This is a genomic window from Paenibacillus sp. p3-SID1389, from assembly GCF_025151705.1.
Classification (GTDB): Bacteria; Bacillota; Bacilli; order Paenibacillales; family Paenibacillaceae; genus Fontibacillus; species Fontibacillus phoenicis.
In genome coordinates, this window is the sequence record NZ_JALXVO010000037.1 from 14,008 (window position 1) to 28,254 (window position 14,247).

Below are 14,247 nucleotides of genomic sequence, written 5' to 3' on the forward strand. Positions count from 1 at the left end.
ACCATGAGCATAAGGGAAGACGTATCCACACCGCGCCGGACGAAGGAGATCATTCAGCGGCACGGTTTTTCGTTCAAAAAAAGTCTGGGGCAAAACTTTCTGATCGACCAGAACATCCTCGGTAAAATTGTTGCCGCCGCCGAATTGGACAAGACCCAGGGCGCACTGGAAATCGGGCCGGGCATCGGCGCCTTAACGGAGAAGCTGGCGCAGGAGGCAGGCAAGGTGGCAGCGGTGGAGATTGACCAGCGGCTGCTTCCGATTCTGCAGGAGGTGCTGGAGCCCTACCCGCACGTCCATGTGATCCATGGCGATGTGTTGAAGCTGGACCTAAAGGCTTTATTTGCTGCGGAATTCAGCGGGGTGAGCGGCGTCAGTGTCGTCGCCAATCTGCCGTATTACGTGACGACTCCCATCATGATGAAGCTTCTGGAAGAGAAACTGCCGCTGAAACATATCGTCGTCATGATCCAGAAGGAAGTGGCCGAGCGCATGGCTGCCACTCCCGGCGGCAAGGACTACGGCAGCCTTAGCATCGCCGTGCAGTACTACAGCACCCCGGAGATGATCTGCACGGTGCCGCACAGCGTGTTTATTCCACAGCCGAATGTAGAGTCCGCAGTGATTCGCTTAACCGTGCGGGAGACGCCAGCTGTGGCGGTTCAGGATGAGGCGTTTTTCTTCGAGGTGGTGCAGGCTTCTTTTGCCCAGAGACGAAAGACGATTTCCAACAATCTGAAAAGCCGCTTCTTCCCGAAGGAAGGGCGGGAGAGACTGGAGCAACTGCTGGAGGAAGCCGGGATCCAGCCCTCCCGGCGGGCGGAGACATTAAGCCTGGACGAGTTCGCCAAGCTGAGTGATACGCTGCTGAATGCCGGGGTGAAGGAACTCCGCGAGTAACCATTCCCTCTTGTCGCCCATACGATGGGATAGAGGTGATGGATTTGGCGAATTTGGGAGACTTGGTCGTCCGCAAATCATACGGTGGAGATGTTACGTTCCGAATCGAACAGATTGTGCGGAGTGAAGCGATTATTAAAGGAACGGAATTCCGGCTGCTGGCGGATGCGCCCTTAACTGATTTGGTTAGGGTAGACCCGGCTTCCCCAGGAGAGACGACGCAGCGGGCCCGCATTAAGGCGACGGAATCGCTGAAGCGGTTAACGCAAGACCGCAAGGAATTGGCAGAACGCAATCGAATGGTAATTGGACGGGAACTGTATGGGCAAGGCGAGCCGGCCTATTTTGAGGTCCCGGGTAAGGTCCTGCATCTCGATGGCGACGAACGCTATTTGCAAAAGAGCTTAAGCCTGTATCAGAAGCTGCGCGTCCCGGTTCAAGGCTATTATGTCACGGAATCGCAAATGGCAAATGCGCTGTACCGTCTGCTGCCTGTGGTCAAGCCGGATATCGTCGTGATCACGGGTCATGACGGCGTGTTAAAATCGCGCCCCACCAGCGACCTTTATAATTTGACCAGCTATAAAAATTCCAAGTATTTTGTGGAGGCCATTCAAATGGCTCGGCAATACGAACGGAATTTCGATACGTTAACGATTGTGGCCGGCGCTTGCCAGTCGCATTTTGAGGCGCTGCTGCAGGCGGGGGCTAATTTTGCGAGTTCGCCCGGCCGGGTGCTGATCCATGCGCTGGATCCGGTGTATATCGCCGCTAAAGCGTCGCTCACCTCGATTCGGGATACGATCCAGATTACTGACGTGCTGAATCATACGATCAGCGGCGCCCAGGGGGTTGGCGGGATCGAGACTCGTGGCAGTTACCGAATCGGGTTGCCCAAACTGAAGGACTTGTCGACGCTGAAAGTGGTGCCGTCCATGTGAAAGGGTTGCCGGAAGGAACTGAGGCTAGTGCCCCAGGACCTTCCGGTTATTTTTTAGTACCTGGCTCTTTAGCCATCAGGTAAAAAGAAAATGTCGAAAAATAATCGTTGACACATCTTTTTTGCTGCTGATATAATTATTTATTTCGATTTGACAAGTTTGTGACTTTCCTGTATAATGGACAAAGAAAGAAGGTGGTCACAGGCAATGGCTAAAAATGCGCTGTCGGAAATAAAGCATAGTCTCGACGCCCACGTTGGACAGAAAATTATGCTCCGGGCAAACGGTGGTCGCCGGAAGACCGTCGAACGCACTGGAGTATTGGAGGAGACCTATCCTTCGGTCTTCATTGTGAAGCTGGATCAAGAGCAGCAAACCTTTAAGCGTGTGTCTTACAGTTATGCCGATATACTGACCGAATCCGTTGAAGTTATGGTTTATGACGACAACGACGGGATGCGGATTTCGTATATTAAACCGTGAACATCATGAATCAAACCGCAAACGGTTCTCGCCCTTCGGGTGAGGCCGTTTTTTTTGATACGTTCGAAGATGCAGGTTAGGGTGATCTCGCTGTCGCTGGGTTCACCAACCAAGGTTGTCGGGTGTTCACCTTAGATGGACAAAGTTTCGGTGTATGCTCGAAACGGTGCCTGCGTATACTAACCATCGTTCCTATATCCATGGCCAAAGGAGGAGACTGACCATGTCGCGAAGAAGACGCAGCGTGATGTCGGAGAACTTGAAGGTCGAGTTAGCGAAGGATCTGGGATTTTACGATACCGTCCAGCAGGAGGGCTGGGGCGGCATCAAGGCGAAAGATGCGGGCAATATGGTGAAGCGGGCGATCGAGCTCGCCGAGAAGGCGGCATCGAAACAGCAATAACCTCTGCCACAGCGAAGCGTCCCTTTCAGGGAGCTTCGTTTTTTTCGTTGGATGCAGTAAGATAGAGGGAGGAAAAATTGTCTTTCATACATAGACGTGGAGGCAACGTTTTTTTAGAATTAAAGAATGTGCCAAAAAGACCGGATGGATGCGGATATTCCACGGAATTGCTGAGGTGGGGAAGCGGCATGAAAATTTACGAAAAAGCACCGGCCAAAATTAATTTAATGCTCGACGTGTTACATAAGCGTCCTGACGGATACCATGAGGTCGAGATGATCATGACCATGGTGGATCTGGCAGATCGTTTGGAAATGAGCGCCCTTCCGCGGGATACGATCATTATTTCGAGCCAGGCCGGATATATTCCGCTGGATGAGAAGAATTTGGCGTTTCAGGCGGCGAAGTTGATTAAGGAACGCTACAACGTGCGGAGCGGGGTTTATATACACCTCGATAAGAAAATACCAGTGGCTGCCGGCCTTGCCGGCGGCAGCAGTGACGCGGCGGCTACGCTGCGGGGCTTAAACCGGCTATGGGAGCTTGGCATTCCCGAAGAGGAGCTGAAGGAGCTGGGGGCGGAGCTGGGCTCGGACGTGCCGTTTTGCGTGACGGGCGGGACGGCGCTGGCGACAGGGCGAGGCGAAGTGCTGACGCCGCTGGTGAATCCGCCGCAATGCTGGGTGGTGTTGGCGAAGCCTCCGATCAACGTGTCGACTGCAGAGGTGTATGGACGTCTACAGGCGGAGCGAATTACCGATCATCCGTCGGCAGCCCGGATGCGGGAGGCGCTGGAGAGACGATCATTCACGGGTGTATGCCAAGAGCTCGGCAACGTGTTGGAGCAGGTGACGCTAGAGCTTCACCCGGAGGTGGCGCAACTGAAAGAAGCGATGCTGCGTCTTGGCGCGGACGGCGTGTTGATGTCCGGCAGCGGACCCACGGTGTTTGGGCTCGTGTCGAAGGAATCGAAGGTGCCCCGCATTTATAACGGATTACGCGGGTTCTGCAAAGAGGTTTACGCCGTGCGGCTGTTGACCTAAAGCTCAGCTGCGGGACTGGAGCCGGGTACTCCTTCGCCTCATTCCAAGGCTTGGACAAATCCGTACAAAAGTGTTATAGTTTCATTAAAATATTCGGATTCAGCGAGGGGTACTTCGTGAAGAAATTAAAGAGAAGCGCTCGTTTGGTGGAGATGACCCATTATCTGTTGTCTAGACCACATCATTTAATCCCGCTGACTACCTTTGCGCAACGGTATGGGGCGGCTAAGTCGTCCATCAGCGAGGATTTGGGGATTATTAAAGAAGTGTTTGAAGGTGAAGGCATGGGGGAATTGCTGACGCTTGCCGGGGCGGCTGGCGGCGTGAAATACATTCCCCGGGTCGGACGGGAGCAAGCGAACGCTTTTATCCAGCAGCTCTGTGAGAAGCTGGCGCAGCCAGACCGAATTTTACCGGGCGGATATTTGTATATGTCGGATCTCTTAGGACAACCGGCGCTGATGAATGAGGCGGGCAAGTTGTTTGCCACCGTCTTCGGTGATTTGGAGATCGACTGCATTATGACCGTGGAAACGAAGGGGATCCCTCTCGCTTATGCAACGGGAGCGGAGCTGAATCTGCCGGTCGTCCTGGTTCGCCGCGACCATCAGGTAACGGAAGGATCCGCCGTTAGCATCAATTACGTATCGGGCTCCCATAAGAGCCTGCATACGATGACGTTGTCGCGCCGGGCATTGAAGGAACGCTCCCGCGTATTGATCGTCGATGACTTTATGAAGGCGGGGGGCACGATCCAAGGGATGGTTGACCTGCTGGCCGAGTTTAACGCAGAGGTTGCGGGGGTTGGCGTTCTGGTTGAATCCGGGGAAGTTGCCAGCGAGCAGCGTCTGCTGCATGATTACGTTTCCCTGGCCACGCTTCGGGCAGTGGATCCCAAGGAAAAGGAGATTTCAGTAGAACCTGGGAATTATTTTTCGAAGTTTGAACAATAAGAACTATGTCGAGATCTCCTCAAATTGTAAGAATTCTCGACGAAACATGTCGAACACCCCGTTTTATCAAAAAAAATCGTGATTTTAGGCCATTTTGTTGATCAAAAAAAAAGGATTTCCGTTTGCTATGTGGAATAATACACCAAGTCTCTGATGGAAAAAGGTGGTGAACACATATGCAAATTACGGATGTAAGACTCCGCCGAGTCAGCTCTGAGGGCAGAATGAAGGCCATCGCATCCATTACCATCGATAACGAATTTGTTGTTCATGACATTCGCGTCATCGATGGGAACAATGGGATGTTCGTAGCAATGCCTAGCAAGCGCACGCCGGACGGGGAGTTCCGGGATATCGCGCATCCGATTTCCTCCGGTACCCGCGAAAAGATTCAAGCCGCAGTTCTGGCTGAGTACGAGCGTGCCGCCGAACAAGAGGAAGCGATTGAAGAAGGGGCGTAAGTCGCATTTATTTGATTTGTTGATTAATTGGGGTTCGAGGAAAAGGGAGCCATGTCCGCATGGCTCCCTTTTCTTTTTGCCCTAAATGAGATATATTCAGTAATGAGTTTTAATGAGAGAGAGAACTACTTCTTTTTTTAAAAGTGTGAAGGAGGCCGGGGACTTGAAGAGGTTAGCGATCGTTCTTGCTGCAGGTCAAGGAAAACGGATGAAGTCCAAGCTCTATAAGGTGCTTCACCCCGTTTGCGGCAAACCGATGGTTGGGCATGTACTAAACGCGGTTCAAGAAGCAGGTTGCGAACGCAGCATCGTCGTTGTTGGCCATGGGGCCGAAGCTGTGAAATCCTATTTGGGTGCATCGGCGGAATACGTGTTGCAGGAGCAACAGCTGGGAACCGGACATGCCGTCAAGCAAGCCGGGCCATTATTGGCGGGAGAAGAAGGAGTCACACTGGTTATTTGTGGCGATACCCCTTTGGTTACGGCAGAAACACTGGAAGCTCTTTTCGAACTTCATCAACGTAAGGGAGCGGCAGCGACCGTACTTACGGCGGTGATGGAGCAACCGTATGGTTATGGCCGAGTGATCCGCGGCGCGAACGGAACGGTTGAACGGATCGTTGAACAGAAGGACTGCTCGCCGGAGGAAGCCGCCGTGCAGGAGATTAACACAGGCACTTATTGTTTTGATAATGCAAAATTATTTGCTGCACTGGAGAAAGTGACGAACAACAACGCCCAGCAGGAGTATTATCTTACCGACGTGATCGGCATTTTGGTGCAGGCGAACGAAATCGTAGAAGGCTATGCAGTAGCCGACGTTCGCGAATCGATTGGCGTCAATGACCGGGTGGCCTTGGCAGAAGCGGAAGCCGTCATGCGGGAACGCATCGTGCGCAACCATATGCTGAACGGCGTAACGGTGATTGATCCGGCTTCCACGTACATCGGGGCCGATGTCACCATTGGAGCGGATACCGTAATTTATCCGGGGACCGTTCTATCCGGTAAAACGTCCATCGGTGAAGATTGCGTGATTGGGCCGGCCGCAGAAATCGAAGATAGCGTGATCCAAAACGGCGCGAAGGTGAAACAGTCGGTGCTCAGCCAGGCAGAAGTCGGCCGGGAGACGACGGTTGGTCCTTTCGCTTATTTGCGTCCAGGGGCGAAGCTCGGAGCGCATGTGAAGGTCGGCGATTTTGTAGAAATTAAAAATGCGACCCTCGATGAAGGCTCCAAAGTCTCGCACCTCAGCTATATCGGCGATGCGAAGGTTGGTAAGAACGTGAATATTGGCTGCGGCGCGATAACAGTGAACTATGATGGTTATAATAAGTCCATTACGGAGATCGAGGACGATGCCTTTGTAGGCAGCAACGTCAACTTGATCGCTCCGGTTAAGGTGGGAAAAGGCGCTTATGTCGTTGCCGGATCTACGATCACACAATCGGTTCCGGACAATGACCTCGCCATCGCCAGAACCCGGCAGGAGAACAAACCCGGCTATGCCGAGAAGATTCGTGCCCGGGCGAAAGCCAAGAAGCAAAGACAGCAGGAATCCAAACTTCGAATGCAGTGATCTGCAGTGACCATTTGAATAGACGGGGTAGCTGTGAAGGTGGGTTGTTTAAGAGACTCCCTGACGCTATCTACACAGCACGGAGGGTTTTAATTTTATGACTTATTGTGATTCTAAATTAAAGATATTCACCTGTAACTCCAATCCGAAATTGGCTCATCAGATCGCCGATTACATCGGCATTCCGATGGGCGAATCGGAGACGACAAGCTTTAGTGACGGTGAAATTCAGGTCAAGCTGTCCGAAAGCGTTCGGGGCTGCCACGTCTATGTGGTGCAATCGACCTGCGCACCCGTCAACGATAACTTGATGGAGCTCCTCGTGATGGTGGATGCTTTGAAAAGAGCTTCGGCCAAGAGCATTAATGTCGTTATCCCGTATTACGGTTACGCCCGCCAAGACCGGAAAGCCCGTTCGCGCGATCCGATCACGGCGAAGCTGGTTGCCAATCTGATCGAGAAAGCCGGCGCTCACCGGGTCATTACGATGGACCTTCATGCGATGCAGATCCAAGGCTTCTTCGATATCCCGGTTGATCATATGCTAGGCGTGCCGATCTTGGCCCAGTATTTCCGTTCCAAGCATATCGCGAATCCGGTTGTCGTCTCGCCTGACCATGGCGGGGTGGTTCGTGCCCGTAAGCTGGCTGATTTCCTGAACGCGCCGCTGGCGATCATCGACAAGCGCCGTCCGGAACCGAATGTCAGCGAAGTCATGAACATTATCGGGAACATCGAAGGGAAAACCGCGATTCTCGTCGACGACATCATCGATACCGCCGGTACGATTGTCCTTGGCGCTAACGCGCTGAAGGAAGGCGGGGTAGAAGAAGTGTACGCTTGCTGTACGCACCCTGTATTGTCCGGTCCGGCAATGGAACGTCTGGAAAACTCTCCGCTGAAGGAAGTGATCGTGACCGACACGATCCCGATCACGCATCCAAATCCGACAAGCAAGCTCAAAGTGCTGTCCGTCGCTCCGCTGATGGGCGAAGCGATTATTCGCGTGCACGAGGAGCTGTCGATCAGCAAGCTGTTCGAGATCGAATAAAATGGTCACTGCCACACCAGGGGTTGCGTCCTCCCAATCGGGGACGTAACCCCTATCGGTGTATTGGCAGTGTTGGGTGTTAGGCGGAGGCAGGCATCCGTGTGAAATGTTCTTACGATCGCTGTTGCTCGCGGATTTCTTGAATTGGACTAAAATCAGAAGTGGTAGAAATCCGCTCACAAAGGCGAACGCCTCGCTTCTTCAGAACATTTCCCCCTCTTGCCTGAATCCGCCCAACGGACAATGCTGCCCCACCGATCGAGTGGTGATGGCCATACGCTGAGGGCAACGTCCTCGTTAGGGTGTTGGCCGCAATGCCCTGGAGTGGCAGTGGGGTGGGGAGTAGTAGGGACGACGGGATTGTTGGCACTCCCCGTCGGTGAATACAAACTAACTGGAATTTCTACCGTTAATTTTGGCGGGAACGTAGGTTTTGGGCGATTTAACGGTAAATTGTATAGTTAATTTGGGTACTTTTTCGCTAAAGTGGCAATTTCGCTGAAATTAACAGTAGGTTTTACCGTTAGTTGCGCGGACAGCCGATCCACGCCGAAATTAACGGTACATTTTCCAGTTAATTCGAGGCAAGTAGTAGTTAGTTTAACGAACAATCAAGCACCAGAGGCGGTTTGAAGATACATTAGCGTTTGGAGGGACATGACCCATGAAGTGGATCGTAGGGCTCGGCAATCCGGGAGCCCAATATGAGAAAACCCGGCATAATATCGGCTTTATGGCCGTGGATGAGCTGGCGCGCCGGCATGGCATCGAGATCAAGCAAAGCAAGTGCAAGGCTTTGATTGGAGAGGGGATGCTGCCGGGCGGGAAAGTCGTGCTGATCAAGCCGATGACCTACATGAATTTATCTGGCGAAGCGGTGCGCGCTTATATGGACTACTATAAGGCGTCGATTGAAGACATGATCGTGGTGTACGACGACCTCGACACCGAGTTGGGGCGTAATCGGCTGAGATATCAAGGCAGTGCCGGTGGGCACAACGGCATTAAGTCGATCATTCAACATATCGGCACGCAGACGTTTAACCGAATTCGGATGGGCATTTCCCGGCCGGAGCCAGGGTATGCGGTCGTAGATTATGTTCTGTCGCCGTTTCCGAAGAAAGATAAGCCGCTGCTTGATCAGTCCATTCAAGCGGCATGCGATGCATTGGAATATAGCCTGGACCATACCTTCGAACAAACGATGGCAAAGTTTAACGGCTAAATAATTGATCTAGCAGGGTCGATAGGCTAAAAGCCGTCCGCTTGGGGCATACTGGAGACATAATGAATCTTCAGGAGGCATATAGATGGCTGTAAACTATGTTTGTCGGCACTGCCGAACGGTGATTGGTAGAATCGAATCGCCTCAAGTCACAGAAGCCCAATTAGGCTTCCATTCCTTGACCCCCGATGAGCGGAGAGATATAATAGCGTATGATTCAAACGGCGAAATGACGGTCCGGGTGACCTGCGACTATTGCAAGGAAGCACTTGATCATAACCCGGAACTGCTGCTGCTCGCCAATCCTTTGCAGTAGACTGCAAGCTACGAGGAACAATGGACAAATTTACCGGAATATACGGTTATAGAGCCTTGGCACGTTGCTGAGGCTCCTTTTTGGTTCGGGTAAGCTGGACTTACCCTTTTCGTCTAGCCATAGATTTCTATCCATCAGCAGTAAGAGAGGTGCCTCATTTGCTACAAGCACTTATTGAAGCTTTTTCACGCGATACCGATTTTGCTTCGACGGTTGCGGGCATTAATTCGGGCATGAAGGAGCAGTTGATTTCCGGCTTGTCGGGTTCATCCAGGCAAGTGATGCTAGCCGCGCTGCATCAGGAAACGAAACGGCCGCTGCTCGTCGTGACCCACAATATGTTCTCCGCACAGAAAATGTATGAAGATTTACAGGAAGCGTTATCACCGGATCAGGTGCTGATGTACCCGGCGAATGAGCTGGTTGCTGCCGAATCGGCCGTATCCAGCCCGGAAACGCTGGCCCAGCGGATCGAGGTGCTGCTGCAATGCTCCCGGGGATTCCGGGGCATCGTGGTGGTGCCTTATTCCGGTATTCGCCGCTATATCCCAACGCCGGAGGCCATGGCCGAAGCGGGACTGACCGTCCGGCTCGGGGGCACGCTGGAGCTGGAGCGTTTCATGGCTCAAATGGTCGAGCTGGGCTACGAGCGGGTCGAACGAGTGGAATCCCGCGGCGAAATGAGCCTGCGCGGGGGCATCATTGACTTTTATCCACTGACAGCGTCCATGGCATACCGGGTGGAGCTGTTTGATGATGAGGTCGATTCGATCCGGACCTTTGATCCGGCGGATCAGCGATCGGTGGACCAGATCAAGGAAGTGTTCATTCCACCTTGCAAGGAACTGATCGCAACGAAGGAACGGATGGGCCAGGCAGCGCAGGCGTTATCCGAGAAGCTGGAGATCCAGCTGGACAAGATGACCGACCGCCAGGCCAAAAATCGTCTCCGCGAAGAGATGTACAAAGAAATCGAAATGCTGCGCGAGCATGTTTATTTTTCGGAAATCTATAAATATATTTCTTTGATCTATCCAGAGCGAAAAACGTTATACGACTACATGCCAGAGGATACGCTGCTTCTGCTGGACGAACCGTCGCGCCTGCTGGAAACGGCCAAGCAGCTGGAACGCGATGAGGCGGAGTGGAATCTGCACCTGTACCAGAACGGGAAGAGTCTCCCCGACCTGCCGCTTGCGGTGGACGTGGATCATCTGATCTACCATCGTCCGTTCCAGACGTTGTTTCTGTCATTGTTCCTGCGTCAAGTCCCGCATTCCCAGCCGCAAAATATCGTGAATTTCGTTACGCGGGCAATGCAGGATTTTCATGGGCAAATGAATGTCTTAAAGGCAGAGATGGAGCGTTGGAAAAAAAGCGGCGCCCACGTCATCATGTTGGCCAGCACCGAAGAGCGCGTGGATCGGATGCGGCGGGTGCTGCAGGATTACGGCATTGATGAGCCTCAATTACTGCAAGGCAACCTGCAGTCCGGCTTCGAACTGCCTTCTGTACACCTCGTCGTGATTACCGAAGGCGAGATGTTCTCCCAGAAGCAGCGCAAAGCGCGCCGCGTCGCCAAGAGCATGGACAATGCCGAACGGATCAAGAGTTATACCGAGCTGAAGGTCGGCGATTACGTCGTTCACCAGAACCACGGGATCGGGAAATACATGGGCATCGGTACGCTGGAGGTCGGCGGGATCCACAAGGATTACATGCATATCCTCTATGCCGGCGGCGACAAGCTGTCGGTACCGATCGAACAGATCGACATGATTCAGAAATACGTGGGTTCCGAGGACAAGGAACCGAAGATTTATAAGCTGGGCGGCAACGAGTGGAACCGCGTGAAGAACAAGGTTCGTTCCTCCGTCCAGAACATCGCCGACGATTTGATCAAGCTGTACGCTGAGCGGCAAGCTGCCCCGGGGTATGCCTTCGAGAAGGACACTCCGGAGCAGCAGGAATTCGAAGCGATGTTCCCGTATGAGGAAACTCCGGACCAGCTGCGGGCCATTGAGGAAATCAAGAGAGATATGGAACAAAGCCGTCCAATGGACCGCCTGCTGTGCGGTGACGTTGGTTATGGCAAGACTGAAGTCGCTATCCGCGCGGCCTTTAAGGCAGCGATTGAAGGCAAGCAGGTTGCCGTGCTTGTGCCAACGACGATTTTGGCGCAGCAGCACTATGAGACGTTCCGGGAGCGGTTTGCCGGTTATCCGATCAACATTCAGACGCTTAGCCGTTTCCGCAGCCGCAAGGAGCAGAACGAAACCATCAAGGGGATTCGTCAGGGCACGGTGGATATCGTGATCGGAACCCACCGCATTTTGTCGCAGGATCTGGTCTTTAAAGACTTGGGACTGCTGATCGTTGACGAAGAGCAGCGGTTTGGCGTCACCCATAAAGAGAAGTTAAAGAAACTGAAAACCAACGTGGACGTGCTGACGCTGACGGCGACCCCAATTCCGCGGACGCTGCATATGTCCATGCTGGGCGTACGGGATCTGTCGGTCATTGAAACGCCGCCGGAAAACCGGTTCCCGGTGCAGACGTATGTCGTCGAGTACAGTCAGTCGCTCGTGCGCGAAGCAATCGAACGGGAAATGGCGAGGGGCGGACAGATTTATTACCTGTATAACCGCGTGCAAGGGATTCATGAAATTGCCGCACAAATCTCTATGCTCGTGCCGGAAGCGCGAGTTGTCGTTGGTCATGGGCAGATGTCGGAGCAGGAGCTGGAGAAGACGATTCTCGATTTTCTTGACGGGGAATACGACGTCCTGGTCAGCACCAGTATCATTGAAACCGGAGTGGACATTCCGAACGTCAATACGCTGATCGTGCATGATGCGGACAAGATGGGCTTGTCCCAGCTGTATCAGCTGCGCGGCCGTGTTGGACGATCCAACCGGATTGCCTATGCTTATTTCACATATCAAAAGGATAAGTCCTTAACCGAAGTTGCGGAGAAACGGCTGCAGTCGATTAAGGAATTTACGGAGCTCGGTTCCGGCTTCAAAATCGCCATGCGCGACTTAGCCATCCGCGGCGCCGGGAATTTGCTTGGTGCGGAGCAGCATGGCTTCATCGCTTCCGTCGGCTTTGATCTGTATTCGCAGATGCTGGCGGAAGAAATTCAGAAGCGTAAAATTACGATGCTTGGGGAGACCCCGCCGGCTGAGGCGACTTGGAACACCACGATCGATTTGGGCATCGACGCGTATTTGCCGTCGGATTACATCTACGACAGCATTCAGAAGATCGAGATCTACAAGAAGACAGCCTCTGTGCAGACTTTTGAGGACGTGGCCGAGTTGGAGGACGAGTTGCTCGACCGGTTCGGGGAGCTGCCGGATGCCGTGCAGAATCTCCTGGCGGTTGCCCGCGTCAAGTTGTACGGCAAGCAGTATGGCATCGAGTCGATGACGCTGCGGGGCGAGGAAGTGACGATCAAGTTCTACGAAGGACAGGAACAGGCCATCGTTCCGAGCAAGCTTGCGGAAGTTGGCAATCTATTCGGAAGATGTGTACAATTTAGTCAAGGGTCCGTGATGCTTATCCGGATAAATACCAAGGGAATGGACGACAAAGAAATGATGGGCTTGCTGGAGCAGTTTCTCGGCGCCCTGAAGGATGCGTTCAAAGTGAAAGGGGAACTACAGAATGTTTCAAAGTAAAAGGCGCTCATGGAGAATGCTGCTGATTGCGCTTGTAACGGTACTGGCTTTTTCCGTTATGGCTGGATGCGGCAAGAATGCAAGCTCGGGAGGGAAAGATACGAGTAAGGTTATTGCGACGTACGAAGGCGGCGAAATTACGGAGAACGAATTCGACCGCGAGCAGCGGATCGTGCTTGCCCTTCAGCCGCAAATGGAACAATTCATGCAAATGGAAGACTTCCGTCAATATTTGGTGAAGCAGGAGATCGCGTATGAATACCTTGAAGCCAAAGCCGACGAGAAGACGAAAGAAGCCGGCAAGAAGAAAGCCGAGGAGCAGTTTGATTTGATGAAATCGTCCTACGGCGAAGAGAACTTCAAAAATATGCTGGACGCCCAGAAGGTATCCGAAGCCGAATTCAAGGACTATATGGTTCGGATTTATACCGTGATGGAAGGCGAACGGCAGAAGATCTCTGAGGATGATGTGAAGAAGGAATTCGAAGCGACAAAACAGGACTATACGACGGCTTCGGTCCGCCATATCCTGATTAACTTCACCGATCCAGACGGCAAAGAGCGGACTGAAGAGGAAACGCTCAAGCTGGCGAAGGAAGTGAAAGCGAAACTGGACAAGGGCGAGGATTTCGCCGCGTTGGCGAAGCAGTACTCCGAGGATCCGGGCTCCAAGGATAACGGCGGTTTGTACGAGAACGTGGAAGTGAGCAACTGGGTAGAAGCTTTTAAACAAGCTGCTTTGACCCAACCGCTGAACCAAATTGGTGATCCAGTGAAGACGGAATATGGCTACCACATCATTCGCGTGGAATCTCGGACCGAGAAGAAATTTGAGGATCTGACGCAGGAACAGAAGGACATGATCCAAACAACGCTGGCCTCGAACAAATTGGACGAGTTCATGGCGGGGGATCTAGAGAAGAAGATCATCAAGAAAATCGACTTGCCTAAAGTGGAAACGAGCACCGGCGAAAATGGCACGGGAACGGACACCAATGCGGGCAATGGCTCCAATGCAGGAACTGACGCGGGTACGAATGCCGGTACAGAAGGGTCCGGCAATGCCGGAAACACCGGAACGGGCAGCAACACGGGCAACGGTGCTGCCAACAATGCCGGCTCCAACAGCGGCAATACGAGCAAATAAAGCAGAGCTTAGGAAGCAGCGCGGAGAAGGTTTGCGTTGCTTTTTTTGCGGACGGACCTATT

13 protein-coding genes are annotated in these 14,247 nt (G+C 52.9%); all 13 read left to right on the forward strand.

Features of this window, described 5'->3' with window-relative positions; translation table 11 throughout:
- The first annotated feature begins 3 nt into the window (after positions 1 to 3).
- The 13 genes from rsmA (at position 4) to M3G15_RS15030 (ending at position 14,185) form a co-directional block, all read left to right on the forward strand.
- Positions 4 to 900 carry a 16S rRNA (adenine(1518)-N(6)/adenine(1519)-N(6))-dimethyltransferase RsmA gene (rsmA, locus tag M3G15_RS14970; protein ID WP_260071384.1) on the forward strand — a complete coding sequence of 299 codons (897 nt, stop codon included), beginning with the start codon at positions 4 to 6 and terminating at the stop codon, positions 898 to 900.
- A gap of 38 nt (positions 901 to 938) precedes the next feature.
- Positions 939 to 1,841 carry a sporulation peptidase YabG gene (gene yabG, locus M3G15_RS14975; protein ID WP_260071385.1) on the forward strand — a complete coding sequence of 301 codons (903 nt, stop codon included), beginning with the start codon at positions 939 to 941 and terminating at the stop codon, positions 1,839 to 1,841.
- Positions 1,842 to 2,048: 207 nt separating this feature from the next.
- Positions 2,049 to 2,324, forward strand: a complete 276-nt coding sequence (veg, locus tag M3G15_RS14980) for a biofilm formation stimulator Veg (protein ID WP_009226353.1) — start codon at positions 2,049 to 2,051, stop codon at positions 2,322 to 2,324.
- 223 nt (positions 2,325 to 2,547) lie between these two features.
- Complete coding sequence (locus M3G15_RS14985; RefSeq protein WP_036646175.1) at positions 2,548 to 2,727, forward strand: small, acid-soluble spore protein, alpha/beta type; 180 nt, start codon at positions 2,548 to 2,550, stop codon at positions 2,725 to 2,727.
- A 188-nt stretch (positions 2,728 to 2,915) separates the two neighbouring features.
- Positions 2,916 to 3,770: a 4-(cytidine 5'-diphospho)-2-C-methyl-D-erythritol kinase gene (gene ispE, locus M3G15_RS14990; protein WP_260071386.1), complete on the forward strand. Its 855-nt coding sequence runs from the start codon at positions 2,916 to 2,918 to the stop codon at positions 3,768 to 3,770.
- A 116-nt stretch (positions 3,771 to 3,886) separates the two neighbouring features.
- Entirely contained in the window at positions 3,887 to 4,723 is an 837-nt protein-coding gene (purR, locus tag M3G15_RS14995; RefSeq protein WP_260071387.1) for a pur operon repressor, read from the forward strand.
- Positions 4,724 to 4,899: 176 nt separating this feature from the next.
- Positions 4,900 to 5,184: a septation regulator SpoVG gene (spoVG, locus tag M3G15_RS15000; protein WP_009226349.1), complete on the forward strand. Its 285-nt coding sequence runs from the start codon at positions 4,900 to 4,902 to the stop codon at positions 5,182 to 5,184.
- A gap of 163 nt (positions 5,185 to 5,347) precedes the next feature.
- Entirely contained in the window at positions 5,348 to 6,763 is a 1,416-nt protein-coding gene (gene glmU, locus M3G15_RS15005) for a bifunctional UDP-N-acetylglucosamine diphosphorylase/glucosamine-1-phosphate N-acetyltransferase GlmU (RefSeq protein WP_260071388.1), read from the forward strand.
- Positions 6,764 to 6,860: 97 nt separating this feature from the next.
- On the forward strand, positions 6,861 to 7,814 hold the full coding sequence (locus tag M3G15_RS15010) for a ribose-phosphate diphosphokinase (protein ID WP_009226347.1): 954 nt from the start codon (positions 6,861 to 6,863) through the stop codon (positions 7,812 to 7,814).
- A gap of 664 nt (positions 7,815 to 8,478) precedes the next feature.
- A complete protein-coding gene (gene pth / locus M3G15_RS15015) occupies positions 8,479 to 9,039 on the forward strand; it encodes an aminoacyl-tRNA hydrolase (protein WP_009226346.1) in 561 nt (186 codons plus the stop codon).
- Between the two features lie 85 nt (positions 9,040 to 9,124).
- Positions 9,125 to 9,355: an anti-sigma-F factor Fin gene (gene fin / locus M3G15_RS15020; RefSeq protein ID WP_009226345.1), complete on the forward strand. Its 231-nt coding sequence runs from the start codon at positions 9,125 to 9,127 to the stop codon at positions 9,353 to 9,355.
- Positions 9,356 to 9,513: 158 nt separating this feature from the next.
- On the forward strand, positions 9,514 to 13,038 hold the full coding sequence (gene mfd / locus M3G15_RS15025) for a transcription-repair coupling factor (RefSeq protein WP_260071389.1): 3,525 nt from the start codon (positions 9,514 to 9,516) through the stop codon (positions 13,036 to 13,038).
- Positions 13,025 to 14,185, forward strand: a complete 1,161-nt coding sequence (locus tag M3G15_RS15030; protein ID WP_260071390.1) for a peptidylprolyl isomerase — start codon at positions 13,025 to 13,027, stop codon at positions 14,183 to 14,185. The genes mfd and M3G15_RS15030 overlap by 14 nt, the downstream gene beginning before the upstream one ends.
- The last annotated feature ends 62 nt before the right edge of the window (positions 14,186 to 14,247 follow it).